The sequence below is a fragment of the Flavobacterium sp. HBTb2-11-1 genome, assembly GCF_009826975.1.
In the GTDB taxonomy this organism is placed as follows: Bacteria; Bacteroidota; Bacteroidia; order Flavobacteriales; family Flavobacteriaceae; genus Flavobacterium.
This window is the reverse complement of sequence record NZ_WUMO01000004.1, coordinates 81,479-97,428: the sequence shown is the minus strand read 5'-3', so window position 1 is coordinate 97,428 and position 15,950 is coordinate 81,479. Positions and strand designations below refer to the sequence as shown.

At 33.8% G+C, this 15,950-nt stretch carries 18 protein-coding genes; 3 read left to right on the top strand and 15 right to left on the bottom strand.

The annotated features are described in order from the left end of the window. Window positions 1-135 precede the first annotated feature (135 nt). Entirely contained in the window at window positions 136-555 is a 420-nt protein-coding gene (locus GR162_RS09900) for a nucleoside-diphosphate kinase (protein WP_160782019.1), read from the top strand. A gap of 163 nt (window positions 556-718) precedes the next feature. Here GR162_RS09900 and GR162_RS09895 read toward each other — a convergent pair whose 3' ends face one another. Both GR162_RS09895 and GR162_RS09890 read right to left on the bottom strand, forming a co-directional pair. Next, window positions 719-1,015, bottom strand: coding sequence for a DUF721 domain-containing protein (locus tag GR162_RS09895; RefSeq protein WP_008468101.1), 297 nt, complete (start codon window positions 1,013-1,015; stop codon window positions 719-721). Continuing rightward, window positions 996-1,436 (bottom strand): lipocalin family protein, encoded by a 441-nt coding sequence (locus GR162_RS09890; protein WP_160782018.1) that lies wholly within the window; start codon window positions 1,434-1,436, stop codon window positions 996-998. The genes GR162_RS09895 and GR162_RS09890 overlap by 20 nt, the downstream gene beginning before the upstream one ends. Before the next feature lie 267 nt (window positions 1,437-1,703). Between GR162_RS09890 and GR162_RS09885 the strand changes: the two genes are divergently transcribed. Further along, window positions 1,704-2,774 carry a serine hydrolase gene (locus tag GR162_RS09885; RefSeq protein ID WP_160782017.1) on the top strand — a complete coding sequence of 357 codons (1,071 nt, stop codon included), beginning with the start codon at window positions 1,704-1,706 and terminating at the stop codon, window positions 2,772-2,774. Between the two features lie 241 nt (window positions 2,775-3,015). Here the strand turns inward: GR162_RS09885 and ftsY are convergent, their stop codons facing one another. From ftsY to GR162_RS09825, 12 genes are all read right to left on the bottom strand, one after another. Continuing rightward, on the bottom strand, window positions 3,016-3,969 hold the full coding sequence (ftsY, locus tag GR162_RS09880) for a signal recognition particle-docking protein FtsY (protein ID WP_008468083.1): 954 nt from the start codon (window positions 3,967-3,969) through the stop codon (window positions 3,016-3,018). A 186-nt stretch (window positions 3,970-4,155) separates the two neighbouring features. Further along, the gene (locus tag GR162_RS09875) at window positions 4,156-4,308 is read right to left on the bottom strand and encodes a DUF4295 domain-containing protein (protein WP_008468081.1); all 153 of its coding nucleotides are present in this window, start codon (window positions 4,306-4,308) and stop codon (window positions 4,156-4,158) included. 73 nt (window positions 4,309-4,381) lie between these two features. Further along, on the bottom strand, window positions 4,382-4,564 hold the full coding sequence (gene rpmG, locus GR162_RS09870; RefSeq protein WP_008253902.1) for a 50S ribosomal protein L33: 183 nt from the start codon (window positions 4,562-4,564) through the stop codon (window positions 4,382-4,384). Between the two features lie 27 nt (window positions 4,565-4,591). After that, the gene (gene rpmB / locus GR162_RS09865; RefSeq protein WP_008468080.1) at window positions 4,592-4,828 is read right to left on the bottom strand and encodes a 50S ribosomal protein L28; all 237 of its coding nucleotides are present in this window, start codon (window positions 4,826-4,828) and stop codon (window positions 4,592-4,594) included. A gap of 71 nt (window positions 4,829-4,899) precedes the next feature. Continuing rightward, complete coding sequence (locus GR162_RS09860) at window positions 4,900-6,153, bottom strand: competence/damage-inducible protein A (RefSeq protein WP_160782016.1); 1,254 nt, start codon at window positions 6,151-6,153, stop codon at window positions 4,900-4,902. Between the two features lie 184 nt (window positions 6,154-6,337). Next, complete coding sequence (locus tag GR162_RS09855; RefSeq protein ID WP_008468078.1) at window positions 6,338-6,682, bottom strand: Hpt domain-containing protein; 345 nt, start codon at window positions 6,680-6,682, stop codon at window positions 6,338-6,340. Then, window positions 6,682-7,293, bottom strand: coding sequence for a fumarylacetoacetate hydrolase family protein (locus tag GR162_RS09850; RefSeq protein ID WP_160782015.1), 612 nt, complete (start codon window positions 7,291-7,293; stop codon window positions 6,682-6,684). Before GR162_RS09850 ends, GR162_RS09855 begins: the two co-directional genes overlap by 1 nt. A gap of 94 nt (window positions 7,294-7,387) precedes the next feature. Beyond that, complete coding sequence (locus GR162_RS09845; RefSeq protein ID WP_160782014.1) at window positions 7,388-8,158, bottom strand: 3'-5' exonuclease; 771 nt, start codon at window positions 8,156-8,158, stop codon at window positions 7,388-7,390. 217 nt (window positions 8,159-8,375) lie between these two features. Then, window positions 8,376-9,734 carry a dihydrolipoamide acetyltransferase family protein gene (locus GR162_RS09840; RefSeq protein ID WP_160782013.1) on the bottom strand — a complete coding sequence of 453 codons (1,359 nt, stop codon included), beginning with the start codon at window positions 9,732-9,734 and terminating at the stop codon, window positions 8,376-8,378. An 84-nt stretch (window positions 9,735-9,818) separates the two neighbouring features. After that, complete coding sequence (locus GR162_RS09835; protein ID WP_160782012.1) at window positions 9,819-10,982, bottom strand: glycosyltransferase family 2 protein; 1,164 nt, start codon at window positions 10,980-10,982, stop codon at window positions 9,819-9,821. Between the two features lie 31 nt (window positions 10,983-11,013). Then, a complete protein-coding gene (locus GR162_RS09830) occupies window positions 11,014-12,195 on the bottom strand; it encodes a hypothetical protein (protein ID WP_237421344.1) in 1,182 nt (393 codons plus the stop codon). 163 nt (window positions 12,196-12,358) lie between these two features. Beyond that, entirely contained in the window at window positions 12,359-13,549 is a 1,191-nt protein-coding gene (locus tag GR162_RS09825) for a DUF5009 domain-containing protein (RefSeq protein ID WP_160782011.1), read from the bottom strand. Between the two features lie 111 nt (window positions 13,550-13,660). Here GR162_RS09825 and GR162_RS09820 point away from each other — a divergent pair, with 111 nt between their 5' ends. Continuing rightward, window positions 13,661-14,398: a tyrosine-protein phosphatase gene (locus GR162_RS09820; RefSeq protein ID WP_160782010.1), complete on the top strand. Its 738-nt coding sequence runs from the start codon at window positions 13,661-13,663 to the stop codon at window positions 14,396-14,398. A 6-nt stretch (window positions 14,399-14,404) separates the two neighbouring features. Here GR162_RS09820 and GR162_RS09815 read toward each other — a convergent pair whose 3' ends face one another. Continuing rightward, window positions 14,405-15,823: an undecaprenyl-phosphate glucose phosphotransferase gene (locus GR162_RS09815; RefSeq protein ID WP_160782009.1), complete on the bottom strand. Its 1,419-nt coding sequence runs from the start codon at window positions 15,821-15,823 to the stop codon at window positions 14,405-14,407. Window positions 15,824-15,950 lie beyond the last annotated feature (127 nt).

The window sequence follows — 15,950 nt, the reverse complement described above, 5'->3', positions numbered from 1 at the left end:
ACTTACATCACTTATATGATTTCAAAAAAAACTTTTTCTAAGCAAAACATCATTCTAGTATGTTTAAATTATGAATTTATTAAAATCAATTCATAAAAAAAGTATACTTTTGCACAAAATTTAATAAAATACAAAATGGCAACAAATAGAACTTTTACAATGATTAAACCAGATGCTGTTGCAAACGGACACATCGGGAATATCTTAGCAATGATTACTAATGGTGGTTTCAAAATCGTTTCATTAAAATTAACTCAATTAACTGTAGCTGATGCTAAAGCATTTTACGCAGTACACGCAGAAAGACCTTTCTACGGAGAATTAGTTGAATTTATGTCTCGTGGACCAATTGTTGCTGCTATTTTAGAAAAAGAAAACGCAGTAGAAGATTTCAGAACTTTAATTGGTGCTACAAACCCTGCTGAAGCTGCTGAAGGAACTATTCGTAAAGCATACGCTACTTCAATCGGAGAAAATGCAGTTCACGGATCTGACAGCAACGAAAACGCTGCTATCGAAAGTGCATTCCACTTCGCAGTTAGAGAGCAGTTTTAATTTGACTTCTTAGATGGTTAGAATTTTAGACTAACTTAGATTTCTTAGAATTAAATAAAAAAAGAAACCCACTTCATTGAAGTGGGTTTCTTTTTATCATCTATATTTTTTTTTAATAATCTGAAATCTAAGCCAGTCTAAAATCTAAGAAGTCTAATTTAGTCTATCGTAAAACCACATCTTTCACCACTTCACGCCCCAATTCTTCATTGATCATTTTTACGATTTTATATTTTCCGTGAGTTAACTCTTCACGCAAAACAGAAGAACCTAACTCAACATACAGTGTACTGCCTTTAAGAACAACATTTCGGGTATACGTATTCACGCCATTTCCCATAAGCTGTCTCCAAGCCTCACGAACATCAATTTGATCCATTCCAGGCTGCAATTTATTAACCTGAATAATTTGCTGTAAAACAGCGCCAATAGTTGTTTCGTTATTTAGTCTTTTCGCCATCGTTCAAAAGATTTACTGGTCCAGCTTTTTTATAATGATATTCTATTTTTTGAGGGTTTTTAACCACGAATTTGTCATCCGAAAGCGAAATAATTTCTTCGCTCCATTTGGTGTATTTCGTTTTATAATCCAAGAAAACTTGATCTCCTGCAAAACGAACTGAAACATTTTCAAAAGTATCTGTTGTTAAAAACGTACCATCAAATTGCGGCATCACTTTCGTTCGAAGACCTTTATTATTCTTGATTTGAAAAAAATCAAAAGTTTCATTCATTTTATACTCCTTCTCTTCACCTTTCTCGAAAACCACTTTTTCAATTTCCCAATAGCCATTTAGTTTAGCAATATCAGCAGGTTGTATTTCCTGTTTACAGCTCACAAACAAAAGCGAACAAAACAAAACTATGAAAGCATTTTTCATAAATAAAAATATTAAAATTTATTCTTTTTTCTTTAAATGAAGTCGAAGATTTAGGAGCTAATCCTGCTGTCCGCTGTATCTTTTGTTTTTTAAAGAAAAAAACAAAAGGATGCCGCTCCCATCAGGGCTAGCCCCCCCGTTTTCAAAAGAAATTTTTCTTGGACTACAAAGATAGTCTTATAATCATCAAAAGAAATAAAAAATCAAAAAACACATTAAACTATTTTGCATATTTTTGGTCAAACCCCAAACCAAAAACAAAAAAACATGAACAGAATAATTTACACCATCCTGGCATTCTTGTCGTTAACTGCATGCAGTAAAGATTCAGCCGAACCAGATCCCGTTCCAACTTCTGAAGAAAAAATGTATTTTCCTCCCTTAACAGGAACAACTTGGGAAACAAAATCTATTGCTGATCTAAAATGGAATCAAAATGCTGTACAACCACTTTTAGATTACCTAGAACTCAAACATTCTAAATCTTTCATCATACTTGTAAATGGCCGAATTGTTTTAGAAAACTATTTCAATAACCATACAGCCACATCAAATTGGTATTGGGCAAGTGCAGGAAAGACATTAACCTCAACCGTTACAGGAATTGCTCAGCAAGAAGGGCTGGTAAACATCAACAATAAAGTGTCGGATTATATTGGAACTGGCTGGACAAGCGAAACTCTGGCAAAAGAAAACTTGATAACTTGTAAACATCTTTTAACCATGACTTCTGGTCTTGACGATACCTCAGACGAAGTCAATCCAGAAGATTTAATTTATAAAGCCGATGCTGGAACCAGATGGGCATATCATAATGTATATGTAAAACTTCAGGACGTTGTAGCAAAAGCAAGTGGACAAACTTGGGAGAATTATTTCAACACCAAATTAAGAGACAAAATCGGCATGAACGGCACTTGGGTTCAACTTGGCGTAAATAGCGTTTATACAAGCACAACAAGAAGCATGGCACGTTTTGGATTATTAATGCTGAATAAAGGAAAATGGGAAAACAATGTAATTCTGAATGAAGCTTTCTTTAATGAAGCAACCACAACTTCTCAAAACATAAATTTAGGTTATGGGTATTTATGGTGGCTAAACGGAAAATCAAGTTATCATTTACCGCAATCGCAGTTAACTTTTCAAGGAAGTGTAATCCCAACTGGACCAAGCGATATGTTTATGGCTTTAGGCAAAAACGACCAAAAGATTTATGTAATTCCAAGCAGGAAAATGGTTGTAATCAGAATGGGAGATGCCGCCGATAATGTAAATCTTGCGCTTTCTGATTTTGACAAAACGTTGTGGGAGAAAATTAATGCACTATATCAATAAAAAAATAGCTTTTAAATAAAAGTCCTTAGAACACTTTTATTTAAAAGCTCAAATATTTTTAGATAAAAAACTATCGGTTAGTTTTTATTCTTTTAAGCACTCCCAAAAAGAATAAAACAATTCCTAAAACCAGTAGAATATAGTATACTGAAAGATTTTTATCCTTTAAAACGTTTGCCAGAACAAAAGATATTACACTAGCAAAATAGAACGTTAAAGCCGATATATTTTTCATTATAAATTATTTAAAAAAACTGTCAACGAATTCATATTTATTAAAAACTTGTAAATCTTCAATTCCTTCGCCGACACCAATGTATTTCACCGGAATTTGAAATTGATCAGAAATACCAATAACAACTCCTCCTTTTGCAGTTCCGTCCAATTTAGTTACAGCAAGTGAAGTAACTTCTGTTGCTGCTGTAAATTGTTTTGCTTGTTCAAAAGCATTTTGACCAGTAGAACCATCTAAAACTAAAAGTACATCGTGAGGAGCATCGGCTACAACTTTCTGCATTACACGTTTTACTTTTGTAAGCTCATTCATCAAGTTGATTTTATTATGAAGACGGCCAGCGGTATCAATAATTACAACATCAGCATTTTGAGCAACTGCCGACTGCAAAGTATCAAATGCTACAGAAGCAGGATCGCTCCCCATCTGCTGTCTTACAATAGGCACATTTACACGATCAGCCCAAACTTGCAACTGATCGATCGCCGCTGCACGGAATGTATCGGCAGCTCCTAAAACCACTTTATGGCCCGCTTTTTTAAATTGATAAGCCAATTTACCAATCGTAGTTGTTTTTCCGACTCCATTTACTCCCACAACCATTAAAACGTAGGGCTTTTTATCTTTCGGAACTTCAAATTCTGTTGCTTCACCTGTATTAGTCTCAGATAACAAAGCGCCAATTTCATCACGAAGAATCTGATTTAATTCGTCTGTTCCTAGATATTTATCTTCTGCAACACGTTTTTCAATTCTTTGAATGATTTTCAATGTCGTGTTTACTCCAACATCAGAACCTACAAGAACTTCTTCAAGATCATCTAAAACATCATCGTCAACTTTAGATTTTCCTGCAACGGCTTTGCTTAACTTTGAGAAAAAAGTAGTTTTTGTTTTTTCAAGACCTTTGTCTAAAGTTTCTTTTTTTTCGCTAGAGAATAATTTTTTAAAAAAACTCATTTTTTGTAGTTTATTAGATTATTAGATTTCTCGATTTCTAGACAAGAAATCCAAATCTTTAAAGAAAGCGCAATTGTTTCTCAAAAAAAGGCCAATTGTTACGATTCTTTAAATTTTTAGACAAATATAGGTAATAAAAAAGCTACTTCCGAATGAAAGTAGCTTTTCTATATAATGTAATTGTAATTATTTCTTTTTCAAGAATTCATCAACTTCTTCAGGAGCCATAATAGATTCTACGAATGTATATGCACCAGTTTTAGGAGATTTTACCATTTTGATGGCTTTTGATAATCTCTTAGAAGATGTTTGTAACGATGCTACGGTTTTCTTTGCCATGATTCAAATGTTTTGGAATTCAATAAATCTTCAAATGAAAAACCATTTGAGATTTTATCAAAATCTCTAATTATTACTTAATTTCTTTGTGAACAGTTACTCTTTTTAAGATTGGATTAAATTTTTTAATCTCTAATCTATCTGGAGTATTTTTTTTGTTCTTAGTTGTAATATATCTAGAAGTTCCTGGAACACCAGAAGTTTTGTGCTCAGTACATTCTAAAATTACTTGGATTCTATTACCTTTCTTTGCCATCTTGCTATATATTTATTTAGGAAAAGATTATTTGATAAATCCTTCTGACTGCGCTTTTTTCAAAACTGCAGTGATTCCATTTTTATTAATTGTTTTTATCGTAGATGCTGCTACTCTAAGAGTAATCCATCTATCTTCTTCTGGAAGATAAAAACGCTTTTTAACTAAGTTTACAGAAAACTTTCTCTTAGTTTTGTTCATAGCGTGAGAAACGTTATTTCCTACCATCGCTCTTTTACCTGTAAGGTCACAAACTCTTGACATTATACTTATCTTTTATCGTTATTCAAAATCAGGGTGCAAAGAAAAGAAAAATAAACCATTGTAGCAAAAAATTATTGCACAATTTTTAAAATTTCTTTCTGCAGTATTTCCAAACTCTTAACAGATGCCTTATCTATCACTTTTTCACGAGGTTGTCCAAAGTTAAATTCCTCTACAATTACTCCGTCTGGCGTTGCTAAAGCGATAAAAACAGTGCCAATTTCGGCATCAGAATCACCTTTTGAAGGCCCTGCATTGCCCGTCGTTGCCAGCGCATAGTCGGTTTTCAGCAATGCTTTAACACTCAAAGCCATAGCAGATGCAACCTCAGCACTAACCACTGAAAATTGGTTTATTAAATCTTGCGAAATTCCTAAAACATTTACTTTAGCTTCTGTTGCATAAGACACAACGCTTCCTTTAAAATAGCTTGACGAACCTGGAACAGATGACAACAGCGAAGCAATTCTTCCTCCTGTACAACTTTCTGCTGTTGAGATGGTTTTATTTTGTTTAGAAAGCAATTTGCCTATTACGGTTTCAATTGTTTCGTTCTCTTCATAACCTACAATTATATCGTGAATTATAGCATCTAAAGACTGAACATTAGATTCTATTGCTTCTTCTAATTCTTCTTTATTGGTTCCTCTTGCCGTTAAACGCAGACGAACTCTTCCTGGATTTGGCAAATAAGCCAGTTTTATAAACTCTGGAAGATTGTTTTCCCATTGCTCAATACGTTCTGCCACTAAACTCTCACCTTGACCATACGTTAAAATGGTTTTATGAATAATATAAGGACGTTTGTATTCACGAACGATTTTTGGAATTATTTCCTCTTCAACCAAATATTTCATTTCATAAGGAACTCCTGGAAGCGAAATAAAAACCGTATTTTCTTTTTTCATCCACATTCCTGGCGCCGTACCGACTTTATTATGCAATACCGTACAAGTTGACGGAACCAGAGCCTGATCTTTGTTCATTTGAGAAATCGGCCTTTTGTAGAAACCTTCTATCAGCTCCGTAACGTGAGCCAAAACTTTTTGATCCACAACCAACTCGTCATTAAAATACTCACAGAATGTTTCCTTGGTAACGTCGTCTTTTGTCGGACCTAATCCGCCTGTAATAATCAAAACATCTACACTGTTTTGCAATTGCGCAAAAGTGTCTAAAATATGTTTTTTATTATCGCTTATCGACAGCATTTCTGCCACCTCAACTCCAATTCTATCAAGTGATTTAGCAATAAAAGCCGAATTTGTATCTACGATTTGGCCAATTAAGATTTCATCTCCAATAGTAATAATTGCTGCTTTCATATCAGTGAAATATTTTTGATTCTTACATTAAGCAAGACTATAATTTATAAGTAGAAAATTTAAACTTTGTCTTGGAGGAAGGTATTAACAGCTTTTACAGATTATAAGCCGCTTACAAAATTTAAAAAAATGATTTTGACTTATTCCTTAATTTAAAGAAATCAGGAATAAGTCAAATTTTATATTAAAGATCAAAATCTTTTTTAATTTCTTTAATCGCTTCTTTTACCTGTACTTTAATACTTTTAAAAGTTTCGATAATATCTTTTTTCTTGCCTTCGGCTTTTGTCCATGCTTCTACCTGCAAGATTTCTTCAAAAGCCACATTTAAACCCATTAAATCTAATGTTGGCTTTATTTTGTGCGCATACGAATAGGCATATTTGTGATCCTTCTTTTTAATTCCTTCTTTAATTTGTTTTAAATCTTCCGGAACTTCTGTAACAAATAAAGTTAAAATCTGATTTACAAATTCAGGATCGTTATCTGAAAGCGCATATACTTTCGAAAGGTTGTACTTTAAAGCCATTATTTTACTTGTATTCTGAATAATTTTTTATCTTCTAAAAAGCCTTCTAAAACATCATTTGGTTTTACAGCTGCAACACCTGCAGGCGTTCCCGTAAAAATAATATCACCAATTTTTAACGTAAAAAACTGAGATATATGAGAGATTAATTCATCAATCTTCCAAAGCATCATACTTGAGTTTCCTTTTTGAACTGTTTCTGAATTGCTTCTTAATTCAAAATTAAGATTTTCCATAGAAACAAAGTCAGTTTTTGGCAAAAAATCTCCAATAACCGCTGAGCCATCAAATGCCTTGGCTTTTTCCCACGGAAGTCCTTTTTCTTTTAATTTGCTTTGTAAATCTCGAGCCGTAAAATCGATCCCGACACTTATTTCATCATAATATTTATGAGCAAACTTTGGCTCAATATATTTTCCGACTTTATTAATCTTCACTATTATTTCCACTTCATGATGAACATCTTCTGAAAATTCGGGAATAACAAAGGGATGCTGTTTCAATAAAACCGCAGAATCTGGCTTCATAAAAACAACAGGCTCACTCGGGCGTTCGTTTTTTAATTCTTCTATATGATTGGCATAATTCCTGCCGACACAGATAATTTTCATCTTTTTAGTTTTCAGTCACAGTTTTCAGTCGCAGTTACCTAAATACAGAAATAATCTCAGTCAAAAACTGAAAACTGAGACTGCGACTGATAACTTATTTTGTATTTAATTTTCTTAATTTAATTCCTGTCAAAACTTTTTTGGTGTACAGCGGAAAATCAGCATTTTGAATCCAGCTGAAATATCCTGGCTCTGCTTCTAAAACTTTCTCCACCTTTGCCCCTTTGTGTTTTCCAAAAGTAAAAATTTCTTCGTCATCTTTATCAAAAGCAATCATTCCTGCAAAATCGGCAATTTTCTTGCGCGTTGTAAATTCAGACAAAGACTTAATGTCGTTTTCTAATTCTGGATAACGGTCTAACTGCGCTTTCAAGATTTCGTATGTCGCCATTGTATCGGCTTCTGCCGAATGGGCATTGTCTAGACTTTTTCCGCAATAAAACTTAAATGCAGCACTTAATGTACGCTCTTCCATTTTGTGAAAAATAGTCTGAACATCTACAGAAACTTTATTTTTCATATCAAAATCGACTCCTGCTCTAAGCAATTCTTCTGCTAGAAGCGGAATATCAAAACGATCTGAATTAAATCCACCCAAATCACTGTCTTTAATCATATTGTGAATGTGTGGTGCAAGCTCTGCAAAAGTAGGCTCGTTAGCTACTTTTTCGTCTGTGATGCCGTGAACTGCAGTTGTTTGTGGAGGAATTGGAATTGTTGGATTAACCAGCCAGGTTTTACTTTCTTTGTTTCCGTTAGGAAAAACTTTGAATATTGAAATTTCTACGATTCTATCTTTACCGATATCAATTCCCGTTGTTTCGAGATCAAAAAAGCAAATTGGTTTGTTTAGTTTTAATTCCATTTCTAATTTTTATAAGTCTACAAATGTAATTTTTAAAGCTGAATATCTTCCTTATATTCTCTTTTTTTTGTCTAAAAAAGCTGTCAAAACCCGATTTTAACTTTTCTAAAATAAGCCTTAGACAGGATTACGCATTTCCACTTAATTCTTTTCTTACAAAAGAAAAAATCCGACAAGCTTTAAACCTATCGGATTTGATTTATTTTTTGAAATGATTTTAGAAATCTCTATCTACATCAAAAGCTTCTAAATATTCTGCTACTCTTTTCACAAAACTTCCTCCTAAAGCTCCATCAACAACTCTATGGTCGTAAGAGTGCGACAAGAACATTTTCTGACGGATTCCAATGAAATCTCCTTCTGGAGTTTCGATAACCGCAGGAACTTTACGAATTGCTCCAAGCGCTAGAATACCCACTTGTGGCTGATTGATAATTGGCGTTCCAAAAACACTTCCAAAAGTACCTACGTTTGTCACTGTATAAGTTCCGCCTTGAGTATCGTCTGGCTTTAGTTTTCCAGCTTTTGCACGGTTTCCTAAATCGTTCACCGCTTTTGCCATTCCAACCAAATTTAACTGATCTGCATTTTTAATTACAGGAACAATTAAATTTCCGTTTGGCAATGCTGCCGCCATTCCTAAATTGATATTTTTCTTTTTAATTATATAATCTCCGTCAACTGAAATATTCATTCCAGGGAAATCTTTTAAAGCTTTTGCAACCGCTTCCATCATAATTGGAGTAAAAGTCAATTTCTCACCTTCTCTTTTTTCGAAAGCAGCTTTTACTTTATCTCTCCATTTCACAATATTCGTTACGTCAACTTCAATAAAAGATTGTACGTGAGCCGAAGTCTGAACCGAAGCCACCATATAACCTGAAATCAACTTACGCATTCTGTCCATTTCAACAATTTCGTCAGCACCGTTTACAGAAACTGGAACCGCTTGCTGGCTTTTTTGAACAATTGGTTCAACTGCTTTTGGAGCTTCAGTTTTTGGAATTTCAGCAACTACTTTTGGAGCTGCTTCAACTGTTTGAGGCGCTTGAACAGAACCCGATTTACGAACTTCTACATATTTCAGAATATCTTCTTTTGTTACTCGTCCGTCTTTTCCAGAACCAGCAATATTTTCAAGTTCACTCAAAGAAAGACCTTCTTCTTTTGCAATATTTTTTACCAAAGGAGAAAAGAATTTATCTGATCCTGAGAAATCATGAGACGTTACCGTTTCTTTAACCGATTCGATTGTTTTTTCGATTTCGGTAGCTTCTGCAGGAGCAGCAGTTTCTTGAACTGCGTTTACAACTTCTGGAGTTGCTGTTTCTCCGCCTTCAGTTTCAATTATAGCAATAGTCTGCCCTACTTGCACTAAATCATCTTTACCAAACAATTGCTCAACTAAAATTCCTGATACTTCGCTAGGCACTTCGCTGTCAACTTTATCTGTTGCAATTTCGAGTACAGCTTCATCAGCCTCAATTTTGTCTCCAACTTCTTTCAACCAGTTTGTAATGGTTGCTTCAGCGACACTTTCTCCCATTTTAGGAAGCTTTAATTCAAATCTTGCCATATTGTTAATCTAAAAGATGTTTTTGATTTTCAGATTGCGAAATTAATGAAATTTTTAAACATAAATTACACTTAATATAATTTTTTACTCAATTTTCACGATTTGCCCTCTGTCATTCCTAGAGTTACTTCCAATAATAAAACCCGTATTTTTGGGAAAAATTTTAAAAGTAACCTGCTTATCTTTAAGAGTTTCTATGATTTCGATACATTTTTTGAATGAAATATAGTGATTATCCAAAATGATCTCTGCCTTTTTACCCTTTAAAATTAGGCACGAATTTACCATTTTTTCTCCTTTGAAATCTAAAAAAGCAACTTTATTTTCCAAAATCGAAGCTAGTTTTTTAGCGAAATTCTCATTTTCGGAGTATAAAAAATAACTTTCTGGCAATGGGTTTTCTTTTGGTTTTCCTTGAAACATTTTAGCAATTGAAAACAAAAAAGCACCAACTTGAATAAAAACACTAAAAAGCCAAGACTTCTTAAAATGCTTCTGATAAAAGAAATTCATGGCTTCCTGAAAGCGCTTCATGTATTTTTCATCCTTTACGGTGCTTTCTCCTTTAAAATGCAAAACGGTGGTTTCATTGAAATAATAATTTGTTTTTTGCTTTTGCAAAGCGCGATACGACAAGTCAATATCATCGGCATACATAAAACAATCTTCATCAAAACCATTCAAGTCTCCATACAATTTTCTTTCTAAAAACATAAAAGCGCCAACAAGAATATCGACTTTTCCTGTTTCATTTTCATTGAGATGTTGAGCGTAATATTGATTAAAAAGTTTGGTTTTAGAAAAGATTTTATACAATCCTAATATTTTTGTAAAGGCAACCCATGGCGTTGGAATTCCGCGTTTGCTTTCTGGCAGAAATGCTCCAGTTCCATCAATTAATTTACAGCCAATGATTCCGAGATTGTTTTGCCTTTCGGCGAAAGCCAGAATTTTTGTAAAGGTATCTTCTGCAACAACAGTATCAGGATTTAGAATGCAAACATATTTTCCATTCGCTTGACGAACACCAATATTGTTGCCTTTTGGAAACCCAAAATTTTCTTTATTTTCAATAAGCTTTACGTCTGGGAATTTTTGTTTCATCATCAAAACACTTCCGTCTGATGAATTATTATCTACCACGATAATTTCTGCATCGATTGTTGCAATTGCTTCCTGCACGCTTAAAAGGCATAGTTCGAGAAAGTAACGTACATTGTAATTGAGAATAACAACCGATAATTGCATGAATAATTGAGTCTGTAGATTTTGGCCGAAGTTAAAAATTTTCTGATAACCCTAAGCGCAGCGACCAATCGTTTTTACTGATTCCGTAATCGAGAGCCAAATTACTGCCGTTGCGTTTGTTCCATTTAATGCGAATTCCGGTTCCAACCGCAGGATTCCATTTTTTAAATTCATAAGTATCAAGTTTAGAAACAGATGAAACATTGGTAAAAAAAACAGCGCCAAAAAATCCGTTTCGGCTTATATCGGTTCTATATTCGGTTTCAAAATAAATTAAAGCGTTGCTCCTGTATCTATTTTTAGTAAAACCGCGGCCCGTTTTTCCTTCACGGTCCCAACCAATGCTGGGCAAATCCAGATAATGTGGTTTTCCTCCAAAAGTTGACCAAAAGAATGCTCTAGAAGCCCAGACCCGGTGCTTGGTTTTACTGAAAGAATGATATTTTCGGGCATCAAAATAGATAGACTGCCACTTGTCTCCTTCCACTCCGCTGGTATTGATTCGCAAATCGGCTTCGACATACAAACCTTGCTCTGGATTAATAATATTTTCTCTTGAGTCATACAAACCTTGAATTGCAAATCCGAAAGAAGTTTCATCAGAATAATCGCCATTCATATATTTATAATAATCCGTTTCTCCGTCTATATAAGATTCTTCAGAAATATTTTTATAATTATCGAAAAGAAAACCAACTCCTAAACGATAATTTCCAACAATCTTCCGCGTTATAAACTGATAAAAACGCCACTGCTGATAATCTAGCGTTGACATTTCTTCTTTAGAATTATCCTCTCCTAATCCATAAGTGTCTTGAGGATAAATCATATAGCGATAATCTCCAATAAGATTCCATTTATTATCACTTGTATAAATATAGGATTGGATGGGAAATACAAATTGATTGCTGAAACTGAAATAAGGCGAAAAGGTAATCTGAGACATTTTAGTTTTTTCTGCATCTCCCAGATAAAAAGTCGTCAGAAAAGAAACAACCAAACCATTACTGGAATTGGCGCCGACAGGGACAGGCAACAAAGAAAAAGTCAATTTTCTTTTTCGATCTGGACGAATCGTATCCTGGTTATCAAAAATTTTATGAATGACATCTAGAATATCTCTGCTTCCCACAGTTGTACTATCATTTTGAGCCTGACAAAACGATCCTATTAAAAGTAAAATTAAGATGTATTTAATTTTTAAAGTATTCACAAACAATATTTTAAAAACCGCCTCTTACAAATTTAAAATTTTATTAAGAATAACAATCTTTTTTTTGTACGAATTTTTTTTAGTCTTCAGTCGCAGTTTTCAGTTTGCCTACTGAGACTGAAGACTGAGACTGAAGACTGAGACTGAAGACTGAGACTGAAGACTAAAGATGAAGCTGAATTTTATACCTGTTCAAGATTTTCATTACAAAAAGCATAATAATCGAAAATACAAGAGACCACAAAATTCCTGGAACTCCTACTCTAAAATATCCGGGTATAATATGAAAGTTGAAAGCTTTACAGAAATAATAAATAACACCTGGCAAAATATAAATCAACAAGGGGTTTGCTGCTGCAGGCATAAAGAACTCGCTCCATCCGGTTTGTTTTTTAACTTCCATCAGCCAGTACAGAAAGTAGAAAAGAGCCGTACAAATTGCCGCAGAGAACATTGTCCAAGATGGCGTTCCTTTTATTTTTGATATTCCGAAATACGGACGAAGCAGAATTGCCGTTACCGTAAACAAAACAATAAAACCAATTACTGGCCAGTTAATTTTGGAACTGATTTTTCGATCAAAAAACAAGAGCGAAATGATGATTCCAGCCGATGTCAGAGAAACATGCGTAAGATGTCCCGCTATAAAACTCAACCAAGAAGTGTTTTGGACAAAAGAGTTTTCGATTAAATTCAGAGAATTCATTACAACAGCAAAAACTAAAAGTGCAATCATAGCCCATAAATTACCTGAAACCAGCCAATAATAAATGACTGTAAAAAGATACGCCCAACCTATCAAACCGAGAATTCCCCACCATTTTGGCGTCATTCCGCGATCTCCAGTATCTTGCACATATATAAAGTAAAGTGCTATGAGAACCAAAATTCCTCCGTATTGCAATACGTTTTTTAGCCAAAGTGGAAAATCTTTTGGATATTTATTCCAAATCGGGATTGGCATACTGTAAGCCAAAAGTCCCCAAAATGCTGGTGCAATAATCATTTTAGCGGCATCATATCCATATTCGGCATTGACCATAAAAACACCAATTACAATAAGTGCAATCGCTCTTTTTAAAGTATGTGTCCAGATTGTTTTTGGACTGTCTCCTTTTATAAGTCGGGCATTAAAAGCAAACGGAATAGACATTCCGACGATGAATAAAAAAGCGGGGAAAACTAAATCAACAAAAGTCATTGCATCAGCATCTGCGGGCATGTGCTTCATCCATTGAGGCACATTTTGAATACTCGCAAGTTCGTTTACAAAAATCATTACAAAAATGGTGATTCCACGCAAAGCATCAATAGAAATGATACGCTGATCAAACAAATTCTCTTTTATTTTCATAATTTTTTACTTTTTTACTAAAAATCAAATATAACATAATTCTAAAATGTCTTGTTACAAATTCTCGACTAATTTTGCGCGTTATAAAACTGATTTATACATTTTTGCTGCATGCTATCATTCCTCAAATCAAAACCCACATTAAAAGAACTGCTTGATGGCAGTTTTGTAGATATTCATTCCCATATCTTACCAGGAATTGATGACGGGGCAAGAAACATGACAAAATCAGTTGAATTAGTTTCGGCTTTGCAAAAACTTGGAGTTTCGCAAATTATTACGTCTCCCCATATTAATCATAATGTTTGGGATAATTCTCCTGAAATTATCTCGTCTAAACTTCAGGAAACCCAAAAGGCTTTAGAAGAAAATAAAATTAAAATACCTATAAGAGCTGCTGCAGAATATTTTATGGACAGCTGGTTTGAAAATCATTTCAAGGAAGAAAAACTGCTGACTTTAAAAGACAATTATGTTTTGGTGGAAATGTCATATTTAAATGCTCCGCTAAATATTTACAAAACCATTTTTGAGATACAAGTTGCGGGTTACATTCCCGTTTTGGCACATCCTGAACGATATGTTTTTTACCACAACAGGTTTTCGGAATATGAAAAATTGAAAAATGCGGGCTGTGTTTTTCAGCTGAATATTCTTTCTACAGTAGAATATTATGGATCGCAGATTGCTAAAACTGCCGATGAACTTTTAGCGAAAGGAATGTATAATTTTTGCGGAACCGATGTTCATCATAAAAAGCATATTGCGGCTTTTGACGATAAAATAAAAATTAAAAATATTGATCCATTAAAAGAAGTTATCAAGAATAATCAGTTTTTTAAGTTCTAAAAAAGTCTAATAGGCGTTTTCTTCACCTTTAAAAATATTGATAATAGTCTTTACAATAATTTTGATATCAAGCAAAAAACTCCAGTTTTCGATATACCAAATATCATATTCCACTCTGTTTTCCATATCGCTCAAGACTTTTGTTTCTCCTCGAAAACCATTGACCTGCGCCCAGCCAGTAATTCCAGGTTTAGCATATTGACGTACCAAATAATTATTGATAAGATCGCTATATTCTTTTGCCAGATTAACCATGTGAGGTCTTGGACCTACGACAGACATATCGCCAAGAAAGACATTAAAAAATTGCGGCAGTTCGTCTATACTCGTTTTGCGGATAAAAGCACCAAATTTGGTAATTCGGCTATCACCTTTTTCAGCTTGCTTTTTATGAGCCATACCATTTACATACATACTTCGAAACTTTATGCACATAAACGATCTGTTGTCTCTTCCTGATCTTTCCTGCTTAAAAAAAACAGGCCCGGGCGATTCCAATTTTATAATGAGCATAATAATCGGGAACAGCCACGGAAATACAAGCAAAATGACCAGACTCGAAAAACAAACATCAAATGCTTTCTTTAAAAGTCTGTTTGAAGCAAATTCTAAAGGTTCTGGGCGAAACATTAAAACTGGCGTATTTTCATAAAAAGCAACTTCTACTTTGCTTGCTTTTGTATAAAGCTGAAAATCGGGAATGAATTTGATACGAATCATATTTTGTTCGCAAATTCTGGTCAACTCATTAATGATTTCGATATTGTCAATATGCAGTGCTACATACATCTCGTCGATTTTTTTGTCGATAACAAACTTTTCAACGTCATTGAATTTTCCAACAATTAAATCTGAATCAACATCTTGATTATTTTCTGTTTCATCAAAAAAACCTAAAAAACGATATCCGAACGTTAGATCTTTTGCAAGCACTTTTCGAATTTTTTCACCCGATTTATTGGCTCCTACAATTATAAAAGTTTTAAAATTGTACCCTTTTGCGCGAACATATTTTAAAAGCTTCATTGAAAAATAGCGCGAAATCATTAGCAATCCAAAAAATATCAGATAAAAATAAACCAAGCGAAGTCTTGAAATATCAACGTATTTTAAGTAAACGACAAATATCGACACTAAAGCCGCGTGAATAGAAATCTTTTTGATTGTTCTCCATAAGATCGATTCGATTGGTTCTACCCTCACGCTTCGATTGGAATCTTTTTGGAGCAGTAAAGCGACCCATATTAAAACAGCCAAAAGCGAAATGGTTCTTTCGTCTTTAGATAAAAGTTTGTCTAAATTGCCAAATCTAGCCAATGCAGAAAGAATAGTCGCAAGATTTAATAATACAATATCAACTACTACAAACAAAAGTTTATAATAACGTGAAATTCGGTAATGTGATAATTTTTGTAAAATTTTCATTGCGGGGCTTCGTTTTATCCAAAAGAATAAAAAAGATTTTTGCACTTAAAGTGAATGCAAAATAACACTTAAATTATATTTTTTGAATACTTATTTCATTCTATTATTTAAAACTTTACTTTTATCT

Coding starts and splice junctions, on each gene's coding strand:
- GR162_RS09900 (WP_160782019.1), top strand. CDS start 136: ATGGCAACAAATAGAACTTTTACAATGATTAAACCAGATGCTGTTGCA.
- GR162_RS09895 (WP_008468101.1), bottom strand. CDS start 1,015: ATGGCGAAAAGACTAAATAACGAAACAACTATTGGCGCTGTTTTACAG.
- GR162_RS09890 (WP_160782018.1), bottom strand. CDS start 1,436: ATGAAAAATGCTTTCATAGTTTTGTTTTGTTCGCTTTTGTTTGTGAGC.
- GR162_RS09885 (WP_160782017.1), top strand. CDS start 1,704: ATGAACAGAATAATTTACACCATCCTGGCATTCTTGTCGTTAACTGCA.
- ftsY (WP_008468083.1), bottom strand. CDS start 3,969: ATGAGTTTTTTTAAAAAATTATTCTCTAGCGAAAAAAAAGAAACTTTA.
- GR162_RS09875 (WP_008468081.1), bottom strand. CDS start 4,308: ATGGCAAAGAAAACCGTAGCATCGTTACAAACATCTTCTAAGAGATTA.
- rpmG (WP_008253902.1), bottom strand. CDS start 4,564: ATGGCAAAGAAAGGTAATAGAATCCAAGTAATTTTAGAATGTACTGAG.
- rpmB (WP_008468080.1), bottom strand. CDS start 4,828: ATGTCAAGAGTTTGTGACCTTACAGGTAAAAGAGCGATGGTAGGAAAT.
- GR162_RS09860 (WP_160782016.1), bottom strand. CDS start 6,153: ATGAAAGCAGCAATTATTACTATTGGAGATGAAATCTTAATTGGCCAA.
- GR162_RS09855 (WP_008468078.1), bottom strand. CDS start 6,682: ATGGCTTTAAAGTACAACCTTTCGAAAGTATATGCGCTTTCAGATAAC.
- GR162_RS09850 (WP_160782015.1), bottom strand. CDS start 7,293: ATGAAAATTATCTGTGTCGGCAGGAATTATGCCAATCATATAGAAGAA.
- GR162_RS09845 (WP_160782014.1), bottom strand. CDS start 8,158: ATGGAATTAAAACTAAACAAACCAATTTGCTTTTTTGATCTCGAAACA.
- GR162_RS09840 (WP_160782013.1), bottom strand. CDS start 9,734: ATGGCAAGATTTGAATTAAAGCTTCCTAAAATGGGAGAAAGTGTCGCT.
- GR162_RS09835 (WP_160782012.1), bottom strand. CDS start 10,982: ATGCAATTATCGGTTGTTATTCTCAATTACAATGTACGTTACTTTCTC.
- GR162_RS09825 (WP_160782011.1), bottom strand. CDS start 13,549: ATGAAAATAAAAGAGAATTTGTTTGATCAGCGTATCATTTCTATTGAT.
- GR162_RS09820 (WP_160782010.1), top strand. CDS start 13,661: ATGCTATCATTCCTCAAATCAAAACCCACATTAAAAGAACTGCTTGAT.
- GR162_RS09815 (WP_160782009.1), bottom strand. CDS start 15,823: ATGAAAATTTTACAAAAATTATCACATTACCGAATTTCACGTTATTAT.